25 protein-coding genes are annotated in these 23,225 nt (G+C 40.0%); 24 read left to right on the top strand and 1 reads right to left on the bottom strand.

All coding sequences use genetic code 11. From position 1 onward, the window contains the following. Positions 1-98 precede the first annotated feature (98 nt). From MKY16_RS17615 to MKY16_RS17500, 24 genes are all read left to right on the top strand, one after another. A complete protein-coding gene (locus MKY16_RS17615; protein WP_340956432.1) occupies positions 99-3,620 on the top strand; it encodes a hypothetical protein in 3,522 nt (1,173 codons plus the stop codon). Between the two features lie 85 nt (positions 3,621-3,705). Continuing rightward, the gene (locus MKY16_RS17610) at positions 3,706-3,903 is read left to right on the top strand and encodes a DUF5659 domain-containing protein (RefSeq protein ID WP_250239913.1); all 198 of its coding nucleotides are present in this window, start codon (positions 3,706-3,708) and stop codon (positions 3,901-3,903) included. A 19-nt stretch (positions 3,904-3,922) separates the two neighbouring features. Next, positions 3,923-5,761, top strand: coding sequence for a DNA primase family protein (locus MKY16_RS17605; RefSeq protein WP_340956429.1), 1,839 nt, complete (start codon positions 3,923-3,925; stop codon positions 5,759-5,761). A gap of 968 nt (positions 5,762-6,729) precedes the next feature. Further along, positions 6,730-7,995: a DNA modification methylase gene (locus MKY16_RS17600; RefSeq protein WP_340956427.1), complete on the top strand. Its 1,266-nt coding sequence runs from the start codon at positions 6,730-6,732 to the stop codon at positions 7,993-7,995. Between the two features lie 18 nt (positions 7,996-8,013). Beyond that, complete coding sequence (locus tag MKY16_RS17595) at positions 8,014-8,175, top strand: hypothetical protein (RefSeq protein ID WP_167383772.1); 162 nt, start codon at positions 8,014-8,016, stop codon at positions 8,173-8,175. Between the two features lie 164 nt (positions 8,176-8,339). Further along, a complete protein-coding gene (locus MKY16_RS17590) occupies positions 8,340-8,999 on the top strand; it encodes a hypothetical protein (RefSeq protein ID WP_340956423.1) in 660 nt (219 codons plus the stop codon). 58 nt (positions 9,000-9,057) lie between these two features. Continuing rightward, positions 9,058-9,801 carry a transposase gene (locus MKY16_RS17585; RefSeq protein ID WP_340956422.1) on the top strand — a complete coding sequence of 248 codons (744 nt, stop codon included), beginning with the start codon at positions 9,058-9,060 and terminating at the stop codon, positions 9,799-9,801. Positions 9,802-9,961: 160 nt separating this feature from the next. Then, positions 9,962-10,807, top strand: coding sequence for a tyrosine-type recombinase/integrase (locus tag MKY16_RS17580; RefSeq protein ID WP_340956419.1), 846 nt, complete (start codon positions 9,962-9,964; stop codon positions 10,805-10,807). 176 nt (positions 10,808-10,983) lie between these two features. After that, positions 10,984-12,534 (top strand): phage terminase large subunit, encoded by a 1,551-nt coding sequence (terL, locus tag MKY16_RS17575; protein ID WP_340956418.1) that lies wholly within the window; start codon positions 10,984-10,986, stop codon positions 12,532-12,534. A 199-nt stretch (positions 12,535-12,733) separates the two neighbouring features. Beyond that, positions 12,734-12,940 carry a hypothetical protein gene (locus tag MKY16_RS17570; protein ID WP_340956417.1) on the top strand — a complete coding sequence of 69 codons (207 nt, stop codon included), beginning with the start codon at positions 12,734-12,736 and terminating at the stop codon, positions 12,938-12,940. A 90-nt stretch (positions 12,941-13,030) separates the two neighbouring features. Next, positions 13,031-13,336: a hypothetical protein gene (locus tag MKY16_RS17565; RefSeq protein ID WP_318627480.1), complete on the top strand. Its 306-nt coding sequence runs from the start codon at positions 13,031-13,033 to the stop codon at positions 13,334-13,336. 174 nt (positions 13,337-13,510) lie between these two features. After that, positions 13,511-13,744 carry a hypothetical protein gene (locus MKY16_RS17560; protein ID WP_016821854.1) on the top strand — a complete coding sequence of 78 codons (234 nt, stop codon included), beginning with the start codon at positions 13,511-13,513 and terminating at the stop codon, positions 13,742-13,744. An 87-nt stretch (positions 13,745-13,831) separates the two neighbouring features. Further along, positions 13,832-14,512: a hypothetical protein gene (locus MKY16_RS17555; RefSeq protein ID WP_340956414.1), complete on the top strand. Its 681-nt coding sequence runs from the start codon at positions 13,832-13,834 to the stop codon at positions 14,510-14,512. Between the two features lie 260 nt (positions 14,513-14,772). Next, entirely contained in the window at positions 14,773-15,060 is a 288-nt protein-coding gene (locus MKY16_RS17550; protein ID WP_016821852.1) for a hypothetical protein, read from the top strand. 112 nt (positions 15,061-15,172) lie between these two features. Further along, on the top strand, positions 15,173-16,480 hold the full coding sequence (locus tag MKY16_RS17545; RefSeq protein WP_340956412.1) for a phage portal protein: 1,308 nt from the start codon (positions 15,173-15,175) through the stop codon (positions 16,478-16,480). Next, positions 16,470-16,856 carry a hypothetical protein gene (locus MKY16_RS17540; protein WP_016821850.1) on the top strand — a complete coding sequence of 129 codons (387 nt, stop codon included), beginning with the start codon at positions 16,470-16,472 and terminating at the stop codon, positions 16,854-16,856. The genes MKY16_RS17545 and MKY16_RS17540 overlap by 11 nt, the downstream gene beginning before the upstream one ends. A gap of 403 nt (positions 16,857-17,259) precedes the next feature. Continuing rightward, a complete protein-coding gene (locus MKY16_RS17535) occupies positions 17,260-17,874 on the top strand; it encodes a DUF4355 domain-containing protein (protein WP_340956409.1) in 615 nt (204 codons plus the stop codon). 31 nt (positions 17,875-17,905) lie between these two features. After that, a complete protein-coding gene (locus tag MKY16_RS17530) occupies positions 17,906-18,736 on the top strand; it encodes a P22 phage major capsid protein family protein (RefSeq protein WP_016821848.1) in 831 nt (276 codons plus the stop codon). Between the two features lie 98 nt (positions 18,737-18,834). Beyond that, positions 18,835-19,053, top strand: coding sequence for a hypothetical protein (locus MKY16_RS17525; protein WP_340956407.1), 219 nt, complete (start codon positions 18,835-18,837; stop codon positions 19,051-19,053). Further along, positions 19,046-19,357 (top strand): phage head-tail connector protein, encoded by a 312-nt coding sequence (locus tag MKY16_RS17520; RefSeq protein ID WP_016821846.1) that lies wholly within the window; start codon positions 19,046-19,048, stop codon positions 19,355-19,357. Before MKY16_RS17525 ends, MKY16_RS17520 begins: the two co-directional genes overlap by 8 nt. Beyond that, positions 19,357-19,647 carry a hypothetical protein gene (locus MKY16_RS17515; RefSeq protein WP_340956402.1) on the top strand — a complete coding sequence of 97 codons (291 nt, stop codon included), beginning with the start codon at positions 19,357-19,359 and terminating at the stop codon, positions 19,645-19,647. Before MKY16_RS17520 ends, MKY16_RS17515 begins: the two co-directional genes overlap by 1 nt. Further along, the gene (locus tag MKY16_RS17510) at positions 19,644-20,795 is read left to right on the top strand and encodes an Ig-like domain-containing protein (RefSeq protein ID WP_340956400.1); all 1,152 of its coding nucleotides are present in this window, start codon (positions 19,644-19,646) and stop codon (positions 20,793-20,795) included. The genes MKY16_RS17515 and MKY16_RS17510 overlap by 4 nt, the downstream gene beginning before the upstream one ends. Before the next feature lie 62 nt (positions 20,796-20,857). Further along, complete coding sequence (locus MKY16_RS17505) at positions 20,858-20,983, top strand: SHOCT domain-containing protein (RefSeq protein ID WP_256873800.1); 126 nt, start codon at positions 20,858-20,860, stop codon at positions 20,981-20,983. A 90-nt stretch (positions 20,984-21,073) separates the two neighbouring features. After that, complete coding sequence (locus MKY16_RS17500) at positions 21,074-22,699, top strand: recombinase family protein (RefSeq protein ID WP_340956398.1); 1,626 nt, start codon at positions 21,074-21,076, stop codon at positions 22,697-22,699. A gap of 60 nt (positions 22,700-22,759) precedes the next feature. Here the strand turns inward: MKY16_RS17500 and MKY16_RS17495 are convergent, their stop codons facing one another. After that, complete coding sequence (locus tag MKY16_RS17495) at positions 22,760-23,047, bottom strand: hypothetical protein (RefSeq protein WP_340956397.1); 288 nt, start codon at positions 23,045-23,047, stop codon at positions 22,760-22,762. Positions 23,048-23,225 lie beyond the last annotated feature (178 nt).

The raw sequence follows: 23,225 nt of genomic DNA, 5'->3' as shown, positions 1-23,225 counted from the left end.
ATCCTCCAATTTAGTCCTTTCAATAGGAATTTATATTCGTTATACTATGAAGGGAACATTCGTTCTGTTTTCATATTAAAAATATCGGAGGATAACGTATGATCAAAAAAAGACAGTACTACATATGGCAATATCAACTTGGCGATGTGGTAGAGAGAAACGGGCAATTTTCGCTGGTCTACACTTTAGCAGATGCTAAACAAACAAGTGAAACCTTCATGTATTACATTCTGCACGAAAAGATAATGAATAAGCAATTCGATGCTACAGTAGAGTACATAGCCAATCAAGATACTTCCAACCTAAATTCCAATAATAGCAAGCCGATCAGAAAAAAGAAGAATCTCCTCCCAATCATGACCATCGAGACTGGACGTGGACGTAGTGAAGAGGACAATGACAAACTCAAACGTTTACTGGAAAAGGGCTTTACCGCCATTTATACAAAGTCAAACGGTCAAGAGATTGCTCGGCATACTTATGTATTTTTGGATAATGTCCTTTCCGGTGTTCAGAATAAAGAATGCCGTCAGCTATTTGTACTAGAGAAATATGCTGAAGCGTTGAAAGCACATGTTTCCCTTGGAACCGAACCAACCAAGTGTACCGTATCTAAAAACTTGACGCGCAATGCACTAATGACAACAGATGTGTATCTCTTTCCTGTAAATATGAAGCAGCTAACCATTTGTATTCTCCCTGACAAAGAAATACCCGTAACGGAAGATGTAGAGATGATCCTTCCATATCATCGTACATCCGAAGAAGAGGACATGTACACTAAGCTTCAAGCCTATATGGAAGAAGAAAAACACTATGAAAAGCAGCGCCAAAAAATCAATCAAAAGGTCAAAGAGCATAAAATCAAACTTCCTATCGCACCTAACGATAGAGATCAGTACAAAACGACTGGTCGCTGGGAAATAGAGAATAGTAGACGGGTATGCATGGAGCACCTTAGCAAACCTTCATGGAAAGTCGAAAAGAAAGATGGCGTTTCGGTTCCCGTATGGAAAATCGACCAAACTGAGCCGTATGAGAAAAAAGTGCTCCCCATCACACCATGGTCAACAGGGTTGCAATTAGCTGAAGTGAAAAATCATACGGTCATGGAAAATGTATTTGATGGTATGGGTTTGGTCTCAAAAGAGTTAGGACGGCAAATGGAAAGATTCCTTGAAGTAGATTATACGATTACAGGTTATCAATTACGCTTGCCAGCAATCAAAGGCTTCTTTCCTTGTGTAGATTTTCATGGATATTTCCGTAAGCATAACGTAAAGCGGATTCAGGATATATTCGGAACATGGCATGATACAGGCAAGATCGATATTTTGACCACCGAGTCTACTTTTAAAGCGAAGCTGGAAGTGGTCGGAGAAAAGCCAGACGGTTCAGAGGAGAAAGCCTGGTTATTTCCCTCAATATCCGCATACCAGTCTAAATTGATCGAGTATGGCTATGATGCGATTGGGATCTCCAATATTGCCAAGCCAGTACATGAACAATACCGGAAATCATCGTATCAGCTGTTATTGGCTCTTGATCTGCAAGCCAGAGATGTCGTTTGCTTATCCCATGTCCAGGGTGACCTTATATATCGGGCATTAAGTATCTATCGCAAAGAGGAGTTGGACTGGGAAGGTCTCCGCTATTTGCAAGCCTTCCTGCACTTGGTGTATCGGGAAAATTCAGATAATGGAATTGGTAAACAGTGTAGCGATGCCATTCATGCTCTGCAACTTAATAAAAAATTGGCATTCGATCATAAAGTAAGGCAAACGATCAAGGAAGTGATTGATCATAAAATAGATGAAATGGGCTTGGGTAAATTTTATATTGAAGCTAAGTATCTGTATGTGACACAAGATATTTTAGCGTTTTTGTCTTACGCTGCGGCAGCGGATCATCACACTTGGGAATATACAGGTTTTTTGTCTGCCAAGCAGAGTTACTGTGGCGGTGCGATATTAGGCCAGAATCTATTTGCGAGGAACCCGATCATGTCCTTCAGTGAAATCACTCGAATCACATTTGTGGATTATGAAGGTGAGGATGCTGAGTTTATTCGTCATCTCGTTAATATTGTGCAGCTTCCTTTAGGGACAGAGCCAGATCGTCTTGGCGGCGCAGACAGGGACGGCGATGAATTACTGGTTTTATCTACAGGATTAAACTTGGCAGTGACTCAGATTGAATATCTACAGCAGTACAATTTTAAGGTTAATGACGAGAAAAGTGAACACCACGATAAAAATCGGCTTGACCTGTTGAATGAGAATATCCAGCAGCATTTTGCAGAACGATTTCCTATTCAAGCAAAAGTATCGTTGGCAGACTATGTTATTGATTCACTGGTACAAGTCAACGATGCAGATAAATCAACCGCTCCTTCACAGGAATGGAACAAGGCAAATGTTATTGATTTTATTATTCGCTCTGAAGATAAAACGGGAGAAATCACCGATATTAATACGACGATTGAAAATATCGCTAACGTGAAGGATAGGTTATTGCAATACAAGTTTCCGATTGCGATCATGAAGCATTTGCAGGCCCTATGTATAGATGCTTCCAAATCGGGTCTGTTCGACCAAGTTGTCATTCCAGATGTAATTCAATATCGGTTTGGAACGTTGAAGCCACAATTTACATTTTTCAAAGACGGAAAAACCTACAACAAGGATCGTCAGCACACCTCGGCTTTAGATCAGCTTGCGAGGTCGATGTTTTCATTTAAGAAATATATAAACCGAATCATGATAGACGATATAGATCGGAAAATTCGGAAACATCAGTTTGAGAATATCTATCAGTACTTTCAAAATTTCGACCTGGATACAGTGTATGTGGATCAAACCATCAATGCGTTAAAGACAACTTATGATACGTTCCTGCAAATAAATAGAGAGCTAACGCAAGAGAAGCAAAGCCTGAATCCATTCGCATCAGACGAGAAGCAGAAGCGATTGCGAAAAGAAGTGGATGCCAAATTTGCAGAGCTATATCGGGAAACGAAAGCAGCAGCAGAACACATATGCGATTGTCCCTCTCTACTGGCTACGGCTGCTGTTCGGAAGACTTACGTGGACTCCAAGGCAAAAAATGAGAATGAAAATTATTCTTTCTGTTGGGTGGTTGCCAGTGAAGGGATGCTGCAAAATGTGCAACTTCATTATGAAGACAAAGATAAAGTATATATCCAAAAGGCTAAAGAGAGCGATGAACATACCTTTGCGTGGCTAGACCATAACTATACCACGGTGATGAAACGAGAAGCCTACACGTTACAATGGCCTGAAGGCAAAGATATGAGTATCCCTGACAAGTACCTCAAACGACAGGATGCGAAGCTCGATGATCTCATCGGCTACAAAATCTCCTTGGTAAGCAGCGAAAAGAGGACATGGAATCCCAAAGAAGTAGCTGAGAAAATGTTGGGACAAACGTATACCTTGTTTGATGACCGTGGCTGGCTTGGCGTAGCTGAAGGATTGAGTATTGCTCGCAAAGCAGGAGATTCCATCCTCGATTGCTATATGAACAAGTCGATAACGATTAAACACATTATAAAGACAACGAACGCTTCTATTATATGTCGAGTAGATTTCCGAGCTTAACCATGCGGCTTGTCAGCCGGTAGAGAGGGATGTGGAAGGGATTTACCTTTCACATTCCAATCATTAATATATGTGGAGGTCAGATATGGAAAGCAATACAATTGTCATTACTCAGTCTCGGATGGCAGGATGGTTGATGTTTAATCGGTTTCATAAAATGGATGAAAAAGTAGATTTAAAGGATTCGAATCGGAAAGTATTTATATTTAAGGATTCATCTCCATTAAGGAAGGCCATGGAACAATATAACGAATTTAAACAGGTAGTCGATAACATCTATTAATAAGGGGGATCATAACAATATGACAACAGCTTTAGAGAAACACGATGATAAACACAAGTATTATACCGACCAATTCACCATTAACGGAAAACGGGTGGATGTACGAAAAAATAGCAATAGCAAACAAGTAGAGGCTTGGATAGATGGTATGTGGAAGCCGATTATCAAGGAAGATATCGATAAACAGTATCGGATACAGTTTGATTATTCTCCATATGAGTTGGAGTTTTCGTATAATGGTGGCAAAACGTGGTGGACATACACGGACGAAAAATATATGACCGATTCGGAACGAGCGTATTTCAAGAAGGAGATCGCGTTTTTTGAGAATTGGGAACTTGAACAATGGATTGCAGAGGAAGAACGGAAAGCGAATGATCCTGAATATCAAGAGTGGATTGCCCAACAATACATAGATTGGTTAGCTCATGAGGATGAGTATTACCGGAGTCAAAGCAATTCTATGCTTACATCTTATGTGGATATTCCAGATGTGTTCAAACGCGATGATGAGTCAGCAGGAGAGAATTCCCCCAATTCAATTGAGCCTAATTATATGAAATACTTTGAGATTCACGGAACGCATAAGAAGTTCCAGCCTATCTGGTATGGTAAAGATATTATAGATCGGCATATGAAATGTTTTTTTGATGGTACGTTTTTGTATCGGTATGATCAGGGGGTATATGTCAATGATGGTGAACGTCACCTGGAGCAATTATCCGTTACTCTGCTGGACAATGAGTTTCGCCATAGTCGGATTAAGGAAGCACGTTATTACATAGAGGCCCAAAGTTATATTGCAGGAACCCAAATTAATCTGTTGGACGACTATATTAATGTGAAAAATGGTTTGCTGAATTGGAAAACGGGAGAGTTGAGGGAGCATAAACCTGATAGACGGAGCACCATTCAATTTCCTGTCCTATATGATCCTACGGCCAATGACCCTGTCATGCTTCAGTTTATCGAATCTGTACTGGAACAGGATACGCATGCAACATTGTTTGAAATGATCGGCTATTTTCTGATTCCCACCTTAGAGTATGAAAAAATATTTCTATTCAAAGGTACGGGAAGCAACGGGAAATCCGTATTAATTAAAACAATAGAAGCGATGATCGGTAAGCCAAATATATCCAAAGTCAAAATTCAGGATTTAGAAGGAGATAGATCACGGTTTAAGATTGCTGAACTGTATGGAAAAGTGCTGAATTGCTTTACAGATATCCCTGCGGATGCATTGAACTCTACAGGGAACCTCAAGGTACTTGCCAGTGGTGAAGGATTAAACGCAGAGAAAAAGGGGAAAGATCCCTTTAACTTTGAACCGTTTTGTAAACTGTTGTTTAGTGCGAATGAATTGCCAAAAAGTAATGACAACAGTGATGGATTTTTTAGAAGGCTGACGGTGTTTCCTTTTACTCGTAAATTTACGGATCAACAAAAGGATACGAAGTTAATTCATAAACTGACGACTCCATCCGCTTTATCGACATTATTGAATTATGCACTTGAGGGCTTAAGACGACTCGAACAACAAGGTGGATTTTCGCATTCACAAACGATTACAGATCAAGTTAAAACGTATCAAATGGAATCCGATACCATTATGCTGTTCATAGATGAAGAATGTGAAATTGAAAGTGAAGCTTCAAAACAACATGAAAGCCGAATCGAATGTAAAAGGTTATATGCGATGTATGCTGCATGGTGTAAACAGGGTGGATTTAAACCTGAAACGGTGACTCAATTCAATAAGCATCTCGATGCAAAACTTAAGGATAAGATTTACCGGAAGAAGGCCAGAACAATAAGTGGCAGCTCAGTTCCCTTTTGGTTTGGAATCAAAAGTTAAATGTTTCCCGTTTGATACATTTGTTTCCTATCCGTTTTCTGTTTTGCATACAATTGGAAACGGAAAAATAGTTTGTTTACATAGAGAATCATGAGTTTGTTTCCATGTTTCCTGTTTTTTCAACTCTTGAGAGAATACATATAATAATATTTGATCGAATATTATGTGTTGGTGAGGAGTGTATATGTCATCAGGAGTGTTCAAAACTGGAAACATGGAAACAGCTTTTAAAAATCAGCTAGTATACTGGAGAAATTGAAGTGAAGATAGGAATCTGGCGTTATAAAATTGGAAACAGGCTGATGGAGAATAGGAAACATGTTTGTAGATGAATTTATGGAATGGGCTTGTCAGCCCGTAGAGAGGCTATGATGCGATTGAATATATAAGTCCAGCCATGAATTTTATAGTAAAGGATGATTGGAGTTGAGAAAGTGAACTTAATTAGCCGAAATGGGGTTGGGTGTGGGAGGGGAAACGTTCGGCAGGCGATACTACCGTTTACGAAGCGTAGCGAAGTGGTTTTATCGCGGTTTTGAGTTTCCCCTATCCCACGTATAGACCATACATACATTCAGCAGCATTCATACACGTAATCAAGTCATATTATTAACTGGCTAGGAATACCGTTTTAAAATTTTTGATTTACAGGTTGAAATTAATCTTGCTGAATTGGACTATTATTTGCAAAATCTTAAACAACACGAATTGAGGACTTGAACCTACATAGTTTGAGATGTGTCACGTGACACAATGAGTAGATTTACAATTATAGAATCATAACACGGGAACTCTGGCTATGAGCTAGGGTTCCTTTTTCATTTAGAGAGGAGCAACAAGATTGTTATTAATGTTACAAGCAATAATCATAGAAATATTACGATTTATTACTGTAGTTGGTGTGGTTTACACCTGGATGTGGATTGCAGCCTTTTTAAAAACGAAGGTAGAAAGGGGGAAGAAATGGATTGGAAATCAGATTCGTAAACGTAGAAGTTTTAATTCCGTACATAAAAAACGCCAGAAATAATGAGAAAGCTGTAGATTATGTAGCAACAAGTATTCAGAGTTATGGATTTAAGAATCCGATTTTGATAGACAGTAATCATGAAATCATAGCAGGTCATACTCGTCTGTTAGCAGCTAAGAAGCTTGGGTTAAAGCAAGTTCCAACGATACTGGTGGATGACTTAACACCAGAACAGGTCAAAGCTTTCAGAATAGCTGATAACAAAACGGCTGAGTATGCAGATTGGAATTTTGAATTGTTGGCGCAGGAAATGGAAGAATTAAAACTGGCTGATTATGATCTTTCTCTAACTGGATTTGATATGAGCGAGTGTGAGAAATTGCTGGATACATTACATGAAGATACAGCCGATGATGAGGATGATTTTAATCTGGAAGAAGCATTACCTGTACATCCGATCACTCGTAAAGGTGACATTTGGCTACTTGGGAAGCATAGGCTCATATGCGGTGACTCGACTAATCCGCAGGATATCGCAACATTGATGGATGGTAAGAAGGCTCGGCTTATTGTAACTGATCCACCTTATAATGTGGATTATACAGGTAAAACCAAGGCTGCATTGAAAATAGAGAACGATAAGATGGACAATCACCAGTTTTATGATTTCCTATTGGCTGCCTATACTCAAATGTTTGAAGTAGCTGATGACGGAGCAAGTATTTATGTGTTCCACGCAGATAGTGAAGGTTTGAATTTTAGAAAGGCATTTATCGAAGCCGGATTCAAACTGGCACAATGCTGCATATGGGCAAAGCAAGCAATGGTAATGGGTAGACAAGATTATCACTGGATGCACGAACCTGTATTGTACGGTTGGAAGCCAACAAGTGGACACTACTGGAACAGTGATCGGAAGCAGACAACCTTATGGCAATTTGATCGCCCCTTCCGGAATGAATATCATCCCACGATGAAGCCGATTCCTTTGATTAGCTATCCAATTAAAAATTCCAGTAAGCTTGGTGATATCGTGTTTGATCCATTTGGTGGTTCAGGTTCAACGTTGATTGCTTGTGAGGAAACGGCTCGGCTTTGCTATACCAGCGAGCTTGACCCCAAATATGTAGATGTGATTGTGAAGCGATATATTGCCCATGCTGGCGACAATAGCAGTGTGTATTTGATTCGAGATGGTCAGCAGTATGACTATCATGAAGTTGTTGCTGGTTCGGCAAGGTCAGAGGTATCATGTGCTGAGTAAACCGAAAGGGTGATTGAATTGGGTAAGGCAAAAGTGAATATGGTGATTCGGTTCCTAAAGGGTATGCAAGCCGAAAAGGTAAATGTGCTAGGTGCTGAGGAAGCTCAGGAGGATAACGTGTTGATTCAGAAGGTGATTGAGGATATCGAGTTGTTTTACGAGGCTGAGTTGGAAGGGTAAGCTGGAATAGAATGGGGAATGGCTGATCGTTGGCTGTTCCCTTTTTTTGATGATGGCGATATAGTTACTACTTATAGGGAAAAGAAGGAATTACATTCAAATTTGTTGAATTAAATCTTATAAGATAAATCAACATGTTCAACAGCATGAGAAGGGGAAGCTAGATGATCTGGAATATAAGAAATCTTGTCACATTTGTATTTGTCATTGTCATGTGGATGATTGTGGATCGTTTACACATCAATAATGCGTTAGCTTTTATAATCATTTTCATCCTGATGTTTTTGATACTATATGTGCCTATTCTTTTTACTGTATTATGGGATTCTAATTTGAAGAGAATTGAAAAGTTTTTAATGTCGCGAAAGAGTAAGCCAGAATACCATCTATTTTATGCTCTAGCCCATGAAATCGATGAAGAAGTAGAAGACTCAATCCGACTATTGCTCCAAAAGTATAAGGGAATTCACAAACAAGCGTTATATAAAACCGTTTTTGCTTTCTATAAAAAAGAAATTCTGACGGTTAAAGAAGAAATCGAATTGATCAAACCACTGGCATATAAAAATTACTATCGAGCTATCGTGTGTATGGAAGAAGAGAATAATATGAAAGCTCATAAAATCATTCACGACATTCCAACGTCTTGGATGAAAAGCGCGCTTCTTTCCGAATTGGAGTTGAAATCAAATCATCATACAGAAGCATTAAAACTGGCACAACAAGCCGTGCATCAGTCCAAAGGTTTGCAAAAGTATGTACTGTTCAAAACGTATCAACGGAAATTCCCTGAGATGCAATCTGTAAATGGAACACAACTTTAAAAACAAAGGTCTATGCACATTCGCATAGGCTTTTTTCGTGATGGGGGGTGAGCAGAAGATGAGCAAGAACAATAACAATCCCAAAAGAAACAAGCCAAAGATACTAACCAAGTATGATCAATTTGTTGTGCCAAGACTGAAGGATATTCCCGTTTGGGTACGTGAAGGAGCAACAGATGAGGAGATTGCCAAACGATTGAACATTCATATTTGGACATTAGGCGACTACCGTAGAAAACATCCGAAATTTGCTGAAGCATTGGAACGTCCAACCAAGTGGGAAACCCATGTATATCCTAGACTAGCGGAAATCCAGCAATGGTTCGAAGAAGGCGTGAATGCGGAGGATATTATCAAGAAACTCGACATTGGTAAAACGACTTGGTACGAGTATATAGATAAACATCCGATGCTGGCTGAACTAGTCAAATGGAGCAGATCTGTCCCTATCTCACACGTAGAAAATTCACTTTTGAAAGCTGCTACAGGGTATGAATATGAAGAAATTAAAACGATTATTGAAGAGGACAAAAATGGAAAAAAGAAGACTCGTATTGAAAAGGTAAAAAGGTATCAGCCTCCCAATCCGACAGCGATGATCTTCTACTTAAAGAATCGCGCACCTAACGAGTGGAATGATCGACATGAGCTGGTGGTGAATACGAAAGCACTGGAACAGGAGCGTAAGCAGCTATTTCTGGATATGATCGAAGCGGATATAGTAGATGCCGACTATGAAGCTATTGAAGAATCGGTTGAGATTGAGGACGGATACGTGGAACCGGATGATTTGCAGCCATAACGTTATGTCGTCAGTATTTGTATAGATAAACGCAAGTTTTAGCCCGAAATTTGCCCCAAAAGTAGCCAGAATCAGTGCATAAGATAAGTTATGTATGGAGTGGACTTTGCCCCACATCAACGGTATGATGTGACACACAAAGCGAAGGGTGGGGGCGAATATGGAGTATATTCAAGGGTTTGAAGCACATTTACGGAGCAAGGATCGGAGTGAAAATACGGTTTCCTGCTATATTCGGGACGTATTGCAGTTCATAGCTTGGTATCGGGGCAAGACGGAAAATGGGTTGGATCAGTGGATTGAATTGGACGGCGTGGAATACAAAAAGTATCTGCAAAGCACCAATCAAGCTATACTGACCATCAATCGTAAGATCGCCAGTATCAACGTATTTGCACAGTGGATGCACCAACAAGGCTATATTAAGGAAGAGATACATATCGAAGCGGTCAGGAATAAGGTTGTGCGGCAATACAAAGGGTTAGCAGAAAAGGATTTGTGGAAGCTGCGGAATGAAATTCACCGGATGGGTAATCGGATGCATATCTGTATGATTGAATTGCTGCTGGGAACAGGGATACGGGTAAGCGAATTGGTTGGTATCAAGCTGAAAGATATTGAAATAAGTGAACGTAAAGGATTGTTGAAGGTATTTGGCAAAGGGAACTCCTTCCGCATCATTCCATTAAATAAGGATGTGCGAAAAGCTATTACCCGATATCTTGAAGTCAGGCCACAAGTGGAATCAGAATATCTATGTATGGGCCAGCGTGGAGCATTGGAGCGAAATGCGATCAACCTGATTTTGAACAAATACGGGGATCGAGTCAACGTAAAGGTCACGCCCCATATGCTGAGACATACACTTGGCTATAAGTTGGTCAAAACGACTCCATTGACGACCATCCAGCAAATCCTCGGACATGATCATGTAGCAACCACCAATATTTATACCCTAACAACACAGCAGGATATGGCCGAAGCCTTGGCAAATATCGAGTGGTAAACAGCCACTCTTTTTGTCGTAGATGGGAGGGGGTCTTCTATGTAGATAAACGGAGCTGTCAGCAAAGGGTGCAGAAATTTTTGTGATGATTTTATAGTGAATTTGAGAAAGGAGCTATACCCATTGAAACAATAAAGCAAGAAGAGCAGCGACAGGCTGAGCTGCTTAAGCAGTATATGGAGAAGCATTTTAAACCATCGAAAATGAAACAACTAATTGAAACGTTCTCTTTTTCTGAACTTCGCAAACTTATTGGTGAGATGGACATTGAGTTTTTTGCTTTAGCCTATTTTCCTAAATACTTTGATCGAGCATTTGGCAAGTTTCATAAAGAGTTATTTTTAGAATTAAGACATATGCTTGCCCATACTGGACTGATTACGGCTTTTGGACTCCCAAGGGAGCATGGAAAGTCGACGATCAGTTCTTTTTTATTCCCGCTGTATGCGACTTTATATAATAAATCACAGTTTACATTGATTATATCTGCCACAGAGCAAATTGCTCTTCCGTTCCTCGATATGATCAAAGATGAGCTGGAAACCAATACAATGCTGATTGAGGATTTCGGGATTCGTAAAGGGAGCCGCTGGAACAACAATGAAATATGGCTGAAGAGTAAAGGTGGACTGGACTCTTGCATAATGATTCGTGGGATTGATGGTAGTTTGAGAGGTATTCACTATAAGCATCATCGTCCCACACTGGTTCTAATGGATGATTTGCTCAAGGAGGATACGGCTCGATCCGAAGCCAAACGAGAACAAATTAAAAATACGTTTACGGATGTCATTCTGCCTATTGGCACAAGGGATACGAATATTCTGATCTGTGGAACCATTTTGAACGAAGAGGACATCATGGCTGATCTGCTTAAAGGTAAAATACCAGGAGTAAGAAGTGTCCGTAAAGCAGCCGTGATTCAGTTTTCGGAACGAGACGATTTATGGTCAGAGTGGGAGCAAAAATATAATAACTTGCAGGATGAGAACAGGATCAATACGGCCTTGTGTTTTTTTATGGCTCATGAGGAGGAAATGCTAAAAGATACAGAAATCCTGTGGAGCGAGTATTTGGACTATTATTATTTGATGTGTAAGAAGCAAGCGATGGGCGAGAAAAGTTTCTATAAAGAATTACAAAACGATCCGCGCTCGACCGATGAGTACATATTTCAGAATCTCATGTATTGGGACAGGTTGCCTGAGTTTGAGGATATGGAAATGGCGATGTATATTGATCCAGCGATTAAGGCAGGGAAGAAAAATGACTATTCGGCTATTTCAATTATTGGTCAGCACCGAAAGACAAAGCAGATGTATGTGATTGACGGGAACATCTATAAATTACTGCCGGATGATTTGTTCCAAGTCGCTATTGAGAAGTTGAAGCTTTACCCTGTAGATAAGCTTGGATTTGAGGTGAATCAGGCACAGAGCTACATGAAACAAAAGTTTGAAGAAGAGCTATGGAAGGCGAAGATACATACACCCGTAGAAAGTGTACATTCCAAGGGGCAGAAGCATGAACGTATTATTAGCTTGGAGCCGGAAGTGAAGAAAGGTCATATTCTGTTCAATGCAGATAACCTCAGATATAATCATCAGGTGAAGGATTACAATCGAAATTGTACATATGATGACGCTCCAGATAGTTTATATGGGGCTGTTCAATTAATTCAGTCTGTGAAGAGTCTGAAATTTTATGATCGGAGCTTATTATTTTGAGGTTTCTGTCAAAGCTTAATCTTCATTTGATCCAATCTTGTTAAGGAAATGGGCAGGATACAGCAGGAAAATGTCGAATCACTAATTATGACCGCATTTGCTGTTGTAACTCTAAGGGGTATATTAAATTGGAATAAAATGGTTATCATATCGAATCTTTCCTGAACCATTAGGAATCACTTATCAGGATTATGACTTAATGAATAGAGCTGACGTTGAAAAGTTATTTGATTACTGTCAAATATTGGAGTCTATGATTTCAAGACAGGGTTGGCAATTTTTAATAAATCATCATAGCTATCTAGTATTGTTTGAGATAAATAAAGGAAGTGAACGGTTTGATTGTGAAAGCCTTGAAGAATTTATTTTTGAAGTTGAATCTCATATTGATTCGTTACCTATTTAAGCTCCCTCGAAGTAGCAAAAGGCAGCTATGGGCAGACATGAGTATGGTGAAACTATGTACGACTATATAAGTATCCATTCGGATAAGTACATGTCCAAAATTAAATCGGAGGTTGCTGAGCAATTCTTAACCTCTGTTTTGGGATTCACAAAAGCAAGTCACCTAACATTTCATAAAGAAGTCAATGGGGAGATTGTTAAAGTAACTGGTATTCTCGCTAATCCAAATGGGAACTATGCTTTCGACACACTTGATGGTACTGAAGAAGTAAATTTAATTGAAATTGATGTACCAACATACACTGATGACATCTTAGAACTAATATTATCTAGCATTGCAATTTCGATTACGAAAGAATTTTCGTGGATAATTGACGACGACCATGGATTGAACTAACGGGTAGAATAGTTAAGTGTTGTGGAAACCATACAAGCTGATAACTGTAATCAAGACAATAACAGTTACAGCACTCATGATGCCTAAATTTCTTGAACTTTTTAGACATGTGAATCGTATGTATCATGATACATAAAGAAACATTATAGGAATCCTTATGAGGGAGAGATTTTATTGAAGAAGGGCTTAAAGTGGACGCTGTGGATTGTATTGCTGCTGATTTTAGGTGGTATTGTTTTAAACTTTTATTTGAATTATTTCACATTCGCCTATGCCTTGATGGGAGTACTCCTGCTTGTATTCTCGGGTTGGGGAGCTGTGGCCAAATTAAATAACGACGTACATGAATATGAGGACCAGATGAGAAGAAATTCGAATATAGAAGACATTGAACAATATACCAGATAGCGTCCAGACTGCGAGCTTAATTTTTTTATAATACATATTGGTAAATGCAGGATAGAATTAAACATTATAAGATATGGAGGTCGGAGTGTGGGGATTTACAAGAAGAGATTGCTTATTATGGCAGGATGTATTGCTCTATACGTAACGTTAACAGGTTGCGGGGAATCAACCAAAGAAAGCAAAGACAACGATAATGCTGTAGAGACAATAAGCACGGTTGAATCAACTGCTGCAGATGAAGCTGTGACTGATACAGAAAGCGGTGAGGCTTCTGAGGCAGTAAAAGATCAAGGCACAACTATAGAACCTCTGATCACCAAGGCAGGAGGACTTGGTGATACGAAGGAAACTATCGAACATCTCCGCGGGGCAGATGAGAATGGGCAAGATGCTGGCATTAGTTCTTATCAGAACAATAGTTTTCTGGCTATTTATGCCGAAGATGACGTTACAAAGAAAGACACGGCTTTGAATGTAACCCTGTCATTTGAAGCTACGGATACGCCAAGGCGCTCTGTAAAGGAAGCTATACGCGAGGCTTCTTCTGTAATTCCAAGTGACGCTGTTAAGGTCAAGGAGTATAAGGTAGACGAGGGGCGAGATGTTATCCAGTACGAGAGTAAGCTCCTTTCAGAACGGATGAAGGGTTGGTATGAACTTGATGCAGCGAATAGTCCAGAATCTATGCCCGGCACCTTTATCGTCATACTGAAGCACGATGAAGAGGGAGTTTTCTCAGTCGTGGTTGGTGCTGGTAATAATCCGTAAATAAGCTCAACAGATAATAACTAGAGTTGGACGAGTGCAAATAAGGTTAGCTCCTCGCCTGTATCTTAATAATTTTCTTTGAAGATAAACGAGCTGTTAAACAGATGAAATGTATTTGTGTCCATTTACGTTTTGATAATAAGACACCTGGTATTAAATATCCGTTCACCTGTTGCCCGTAATAATATATTGATACCAATAGATACTTGTTATAATCCCCGTTTGGCTTAATCACGGGTATGTAAGGAGGTTAATATTCTATGGACGGCTGGAATGAGGAGAAGGTTCTGGAACAGAGTGATATTCATCAATTGAGTGGTGAGATCTATCAGATCCTACACGAGAGGATTGACAAGCTAGGTGTAGCATATGGCATCGTTAGTGAATTTAGTTATAACCCTGAGGAACCACCGTTCTGGACTATTACTATCGAGGACTATGAAACCGTGCTTACCTCGGCCATCTTGTTCCAATATAAGAAACAGCATAGAAATTTGAAGGATGCGTTAACTCATTTTATGCGCGATCACTTCCCATACTTCACTTAAGCAGAGTATCAACGGTGAAAGGAAATTCAACAAGGAACTACCTTATTAAAAGGTGGTTCTTTTCTTTATTCAAGCAAAAATTAGATAACCCATTTTGAAAGGAAGGATGTATTTGCAAATTACGGAACAAATCATTATAGAATGTCTAAATGAACTCCAATCGGCTGCAATAGCCAAACAGAAATATGCAGATTACTACAATGGTCAGCATGCTATTCTCAAGAACTATGCAATGCAAGAAAGCCGCAGCAACCAAAAGCTTATCTTCAATTTCCCACGTAAGTTCGTGGATAATGAAGTCGGTTATCTGCTCGGTAAGCCAGTAAACTATGTGTCCAAGTCGGATCAGGATGATGCCATACATAATATAGATATACATATGAGTCATTGGGACAAAGAGCATAATCTACAGCTTCGGAAACAGTCTGAAATCTTTGGTGAGAGCTTTGAATTGAACTATATTGATTCGGAAGGTCAATTTTCAGCGACGGTGCTATCCCCTTTGAATGCGTATGTATTGGAGGACGGAACAGCAGAAAGAAATGTACTGTTTGGCTTACATAAATTTACCCGTCGATTCGATAAGCAAGTATATTTGGATGTGTACACCAACCATGAAATTCTACATTATACAATCGGCAACGTTGACAAACAGATTCAGAGTAAGCAAAATCAATCGCCTGAATTAAAATATATCGGCAAACATAATCACATCTTTGGAAGAGTTCCGCTCATCTCCTGTCTAGCCAATACGGAGAGAAAAAGTGGCTTCCAGGATGTGATTTCTTTGTTCGATGCCTATAACGCATTGAATTCCGATTTGGTCAATGAAATTGCAGATCATCGCAATGCCTATCTGGTGATTGAGAATGCCAAGCTGGAAGCTGAAGACTTGTTGAATATGAAGAAGATGGGCATTATTCAAGTTCCGGCTGGAGGAAAGGTAAGCTGGCTTACGAAGGAGATTAATGATTCTTTTGTAAAGAACGAGTTGGACAATATTGAACGCAAATTTTTCGACATGATGGATCAGGTTAACTTTAATGAAAATTGGGCCAGCAATACATCTTCCCTAGCGCTTAGAAACAAGCTGCTGAATCTGGAGAATCGAGTAGCAATGCGTGAAGCCTTAATGGAAAAGGCAATCAAGCAGCGTCTACGCAATTTCTTCACCTTTCTGTACATTAAAGAAGGCGTTCAATATGATTACCGGGATATTGCGGTGAAGTTTACTCGCAACTTGCCGACAGATTTGGTTGGGATGGCAGATGTGATTGTGAAACTGAAAGAAGTGGTCTCACAGGAAACGTTGCTGACGTTGCTTCCGTTTGTTGAGAATCCGAAGCTGGAATTCAATAAATTTCATTCGGAGCAGCAACGATTAATTGCTACGGATAAGGAGGTATCAAATGCAGAATAAAAATAGGTTTAAGCGACTGGTCAAGAATAATTGTGCTTGTTATTTTGGAGCGAAGTACGGTATCCCAAACTATTGCTGTTTACAGGATGGCCCATGTGTATTCTTTATTCAAGGTGATGCTCTGCCCCGTTGTACATATTTTGAAAATGGAGTGCTGCCAATGGATGAGAAGCTGGAGCGAGAATATAAGTCTGATCGGAATGTAGAGGTTGGGTTTAATACAGCAAAACCGAGGGTGAACTGTACACGTTGTGGAGGAACATTTTCGGCAAATTCGAATCGGCAGAAATACTGTGACAAGTGTAGAGGTAGGGCGAGAAAAGAAAGTATCAGGATGCGTGTTCGGAAGTCCAGACAAAAAGACAGCTCGATGTAACGCTTTAGAGGTTGAAAAAGTCATATAAACAAAGGGGTAAAAATAGGCGGGAATGAGGAGTTGGTATGCTTGTACCTTTTCGTCACTTTTGCGTTTTCTAATGCGTTACATGATTGTCTTGAACATGATATTCAATATGATACAGTTTCACCATACATATACGTTTCTGAGGTTTAGGTAAGCAATAGGGTGGATGTAACGCTTTAGGCTATCCAAAATACGCATAAACAAAGGATGAAAAACAGGCAAAAGTGGGGAGTTGGTATGTTTGTACCTTTTCCTCGTTTTTGTGATTTCTAAAGCGTTACATTGCTGTCCTGAGCATGACATTAAAAGGCTCCATACATACATAAGCGTGTTCGGTTCTGAGGAGTCGGATGGGCAATAAAGGAGATTAACGAAAGTGAAATTGGAACAAGTGAAGCAGTTGATTGAAGAAAACCAAACAAACGAGGAATGGCAAACGTATCTTCAGGGTTTAAATCCGTATAGCGTAGAAGGGATAGAGCGATATATCCAATCCAACAAGGAAGCAAAAAGTTGGTTCGATAGCACGGTGGACAAACGATCCGCTAAATCGTTGGAAACGTGGAAAGCCAATCATTTGGAAAGTGCAGTGGACGCTGAGATTAAAAAGCGATTCCCGGCTAAGGATGAGAAAGAAATTGAAGTCGAGAAGCTGCGAGCCGAAGTGGAGAATATGAAGCTAGAGAAGCAGCGTGAACGGTTAACCAGCCAAGCGATTAAAATTGCATCCGAAAAGAAACTTCCACTCCCTTTAGTGGATTTTTTTATTGGTACAGATGAAGACGCAACGACAGCGAATTTAGATATGTTGGAACAATCGTTACAACTGGCAATTCAACAGCAAGTCGAGCAACGACTCAAAGGAGATGGCTATACACCTCCGGCTGGTTCAACAGGTAGCACATTTACATTGGATTCGATCAAAGGAATGTCCCAAAACGAAATTAATCAGCATTGGGATCAAGTCAAACAAGCATTACAAAACAAATAATAATCAATAGAAAAGGACAGGGTGATTAGATATGTCAGTACAAAATTTTATTCCTACCATTTGGAGCGCACGTTTAAATGAAAGCCTGAAAAAGAATTTGGTGTACGGTAATGTCGTCAACACCGATTACGAAGGGGAAATTCAAGGCCAAGGCTCCACTGTAAAAATTAATTCGATTGGGGCAGTAACGATTGGCAATTATGATAAAGCTGCTGGAATCGGTAACCCACAGGAACTAGATGCTACGCAAAAAACGTTGGTGATCGATCAGGCCAAGTATTTCAATTTTCAGGTGGATGATGTGGATGCTGCTCAAGCGAATGTGAATCTACTGGATGGTGGGATCGTAGAAGCTTCGTATGGGCTTGCTAATGTGGTGGATCAGTATCTCGCTGGATTTTATACAGAGGTTAGAGCTGAGAATACAATCGGTAATGATACAACACCTATAACTCCAACGAAAGATACGGCCTATGATTTACTGATTGATCTAGGCGTACTATTGGACGAAAATAATGTACCTGAAACGGAACGATTTGTGGTGGTTCCCGCATGGTACTATGGCTTGCTGCTGAAAGATGCACGTTTTACCAAAGACCCAAATATTATTCGCACAGGCTATGTGGGAGATATTGATGGCATGACTGTTTATAAATCCAACAATGTGCCAAATACAGGAGGAGTTAAGTATAAAATCATCGCAGGTCATAAGAGTGCGATTTCGTTTGCCGGGCAAGTGGATTCGGTGGAGGCGTTCAGACCAGAGAAACAATTTTCAGATGCAGTGAAAGGGTTACAAGTATTCGGAGCTAAATGTATCAAGCCGGAGGCTCTTGCTGTACTCACAGCCAATAAGTCTTAATTGAGAATGGGATCATATGAAAACACATTATAATAGAAGAAACACGTTTAGGGTGTCCGCTTTGGATGCCCTTATTTTCATTTTTGGAGGGTGATAAGATGTGGTTTTTGAATCAGGAAACAGACTGCATATGGGAAGTAACAGATCAGGAGCTGATACTGCGGTTACAGGCTAGTGGACATTATGAGCAAGTAGAGGAACCTAAACAGGATAAGACGGAGCAAGATGTACCCCAAACGAAAGCTCAAGCTACCAAGAGCATGAAGCGTACCGAGAAGGAACAGGTAAAGGAGGTACAGGAGACAGCACATGAGTGAGCTAATGGATTTGATGAAACGATTATTAGGCATGGAACCAACAGACATATCCAAGGATGATATCCTGATCCATTATTTGAATAAAGCGAGGAGTAACATTTATGGCTATTGTAATGTGGCGACACTGCCTGTGGAATATGATCATGTCATGGTCGATTATGCGGTGTTTCTTTATAAGAATAGGGAGTCGGTTGGACTTATAAATAAACAGGAGGGAGAGCGATCAGCTAACTATGAAACAGGCATTCCGACAAGTATTCGATTGGCTCTTCCTCTACCTAAAATCAAGGTCGGAACAGATTAATGTTCTATGATACGAAGCTGGAAATTTTGGATAATGCCAATTTCACACCTGTTCTGTCAGTGAAGGCAGATGTACAACCTTATCGCAAAAGCTTTTCATTTGAAGATGGTTACATACTAGAGACAACATATCGAGCTTTCTGTCCACTGGAATCTTTATTGCAATTAAACGGCTATGTTCGAATTGACAAGGCTGTCTTTATTATTTTGGACATGAAGGAATGGAGCGATTATGTGGAGTTGTATCTGTATCGCTGCAAGCAGGATTTTGCATTGGAGGTGAAGGAGTGACACGAAGCTTAGGACCCATGCTGGATTTCTTCCTGCGAGAGAAGGGAGAGCTTGTGCATATTAATGGTATGCGACAGCTTGCTCTAATTCAAGATGCGACAAATACCATTCAAATGACCGATGAAAAAATTATTCGGGCAGCAACACCTTTACATACAGGAGATATTGTGGATTATCGTGATGAACGTTATTTAACTACTAGTCAGGTGGATCGAAATGAAAAGTCTTGTCGAGGCAGAATGAAAAAGTGTAATCAACGGCTGGCTTTGAACTGGAACGGGCAGGTAGAATGGTTTGATACTGTGGTAGAAGCCAGAACGTTTTCAACGGAAACAGGTAAAGTTATCTCCATGCCAGAGGGAAATATTATGGTTAGTTTACAGGACAATGCAGATACGAGGGGTATTACATTAAGCCAACGATTTTATATGACTCATCAGTCGTTTAAAGTGACTGGAATTGATCGCACGATGAATGGCATCATCCTGTTAAGCTGCACATTAGATAGCATAAATACAGCTTATGATGATGTGGAAAATAACATTGTAGACCGATGGAAGTACGAAATTGCTCATACATACGCATTACATATACACCAGGGAACGATAGCTCATGTACCTCTAAACGAAACAATACAGTTGAATGTGACTGCTACGGATAATGGAAATGAGATAGCCAATCCGACGATTACCTATATATCAAGTGATCCAAGTGTAATTAGCGTAGATCAGCAAGGTCAGGTTATGGGCATCGCTTTGGGACAAGCAAGCATCACTGCGAAATTAACGTATCACCTCACAGTACGAAGTACCATTGAATTGAGAGTCGTTAAAACGGGGACACATATCTATTCGATAGCCATTATCGGCAATTCAGTTCTAAAAACAGGCCAAAGCGCCTCATACGTTAGTCATATTTATGACCATGGTACTGAAGTGTTCAACCAGTCGGTAGAATGGAGCCTACGGAATCAAGATGGTTCAACTCCGATCATGGGAAGCATAACAGCGAGTGCAGGAAATTGTGTGACGGTGAAAGCTGGAAGCAGTAGTGGAGCGGACAATAAAGCCCTTGTACTGACTGCCACTTTAGTAAGCGATCCTAGCATTACCACAGAAAAGAACATTAGTCTTAAGAATTTATTCTAAGCTTTGTATCTATCGGCTTGCCTTCGTGGTGAGCCATTTTTATTTCAAAGGAGCACATACATATGCAACGAAAATCTATTGATTATCTACTGAGTCTAAGCCTATTGAAGCAATTGAGATTACAAAATGTCATTACAGAAGAAGAGTTCATAGCGATTGATGAGCTGAATAAAAAGTCTTTCAAGTAGCTGTAACATTGGACAGAAATGGACTTGATGATGTACCGCACGCATTATAACATGTGACCGTATAAGAAGATATCGAAGGGAGAAACACCTATGGCACAAGCCACAACCGCAAAAAAAGTCGTTGTCGTTCCCATTAAAACGATGGACATCGTAGAAGGAATTCAATCTATTCAAAAGAAGAAAGTCGCTGCCTATTGTCGGGTCAGTACAGATTCCGAGGAGCAAAAGGAGAGTTATACGAATCAGGTCAATTATTATACCCAATACATTCAAAACAACTTGGAATGGGAAATGGCGGATATTTTCGCAGATGAAGGCATCACCGGAACCAGCACTAAAAATAGAACGCACTTTAATCGCATGATAAAGGATGCCCGAAACGGTAAACTGGATCTTATACTGGTCAAGTCGATTTCGAGATTTGCTAGGAATACACTGGATTTATTGAAATATGTACGGGAACTTAAAAGTCTTGGAGTGGCTGTATTCTTTGAACGGGAGAATATTAATACACTGGATACCACAGGTGAAGTATTACTGACTATCCTCAGTTCCCTTGCCCAAGATGAGAGTCGAAATATTTCGGAAAACAGCCGGTGGGGAATACTACGTGGCTTCCAAAACGGCAAAGTTTTCTGTAACACGAACCGCTTCCTCGGCTATGATAAGGATGAACATGGTGAACTGGTCATTAATGAGAAGGAAGCCGAGATTGTACGGCGCATATACGAGGAGTATTTGGATGGCAAAAGCTATCAGGCGATTGCCAGAGGATTGATGCGAGATAAGATTAAAACAGTCACGGGTGGCGATACGTGGTGGGATTCCTCCATTACCTTAATTCTGACCAATGAGAAATATTACGGAGCTTTGCTTCAGCAAAAGACGGTAACGGTAGATTTTCTAACCCACAAACGAATAAGGAATAAAGGACAAGAACAGCAATATTTAATTGAGAACAACCATGAGCCGATTGTATCCAAGGAACTATTTGAAGCGGTGCAAAAGGAAAAGGAACGGAGGGCCAAGCTGAAAGGGAGTGTGATGGGGGAGAGTAAAAGATACTCCAGTAAATATGCACTAAGCAGTAAAGTATATTGTGGATGCTGTGGAGCCATTTTTAAACGCCGAACCTGGAACAGCAATAATCTATCCAAAAAAGTAGTATGGCAATGCAAAACGTATGTAAATGAAGGGAAAGCAGCATGTGATGCCAAATCAGTCGATGAACAAGTTTTACATTCCGCGTTTGTACGATTGTTCAACCGGATGTATAAGGATAAGAAAGGATTCAATAAAACGCTAAAAGCCAATGTTGAATCGGTACTTTCCAGCAGAGTAGAGCAAGAAACACTATTGAACATCGAAGGACAGATGCAACAATTGAAATCCGACTTGAAGGAATTAGTGAATCTCAAGCTACGGAATCAGATTGATGAAATTGTATATGATGAAGAAACGAACAGACTTTCCAGTGAGCTCAACGAGCTACGGCAACAGATGCTGATACTAGAGGAGGAAGAGGATCAGAAAGCAAAAATCAAGGAACGAGTCGATGAGATTATTCAAATCCTAAGCTCACGGCAAGATATACTGGAACAATTTGATGATAACCTATTTAATGCGTTGGTGGAGAAGATCACGATTCTCTCACCAGCGCATTTTGTTTTTACCTTGAAAAGTGGAATGAGCATAGATGAAATCATAGAAGATTAATAAAACATTGTTAAATGAATTTATCGGCTAGAGAAACCATAGTCTGAGACAATCAATGGGCTAACGAATATTTGTGGAGTGTATGACGGGAAGAATCAATCGAATCCCGTCTTTTACTCCTTCCATATAGATGGATTGTTTGTCTTGACTTAGCTGATAGCCTATGGCTTCTTCCCATTCAGATAGTAGATGTTGGATATCCTCAGTTTGGTTGGTTTTGAATTGATCCATTTGAGTGAATAGATGCTCATCTTCTGATAAATTTGAAGCCTGTTGTTCACTGGCTAGTTCTAATTCATAAAACCGTTGGCGTAACGCTTCGAGAAACCAATCTGGCGAATTTGACATAGCACATTTCCCTCCCGTTGTTTGAGTGTGTGTATGTTAACTCTGATGGGGAGAGATGGCAAGTTATTGTTTTGGTGTAGGGATTGACTATTTGTCCTTTTCTCTTGTTTTAAGCTATGAAAAAACATTTCCTTTTGATAATCCAATTTGGAATAGAATTTTTAAATGTAAATAAGTT

The organism is Paenibacillus sp. FSL L8-0641, assembly GCF_038006265.1.
GTDB classification, from domain to species: Bacteria; Bacillota; Bacilli; order Paenibacillales; family Paenibacillaceae; genus Paenibacillus; species Paenibacillus polymyxa_D.
The sequence above is the reverse complement of the archived record's forward strand: the minus strand, read 5'-3'. Positions and strand labels throughout refer to the sequence as shown.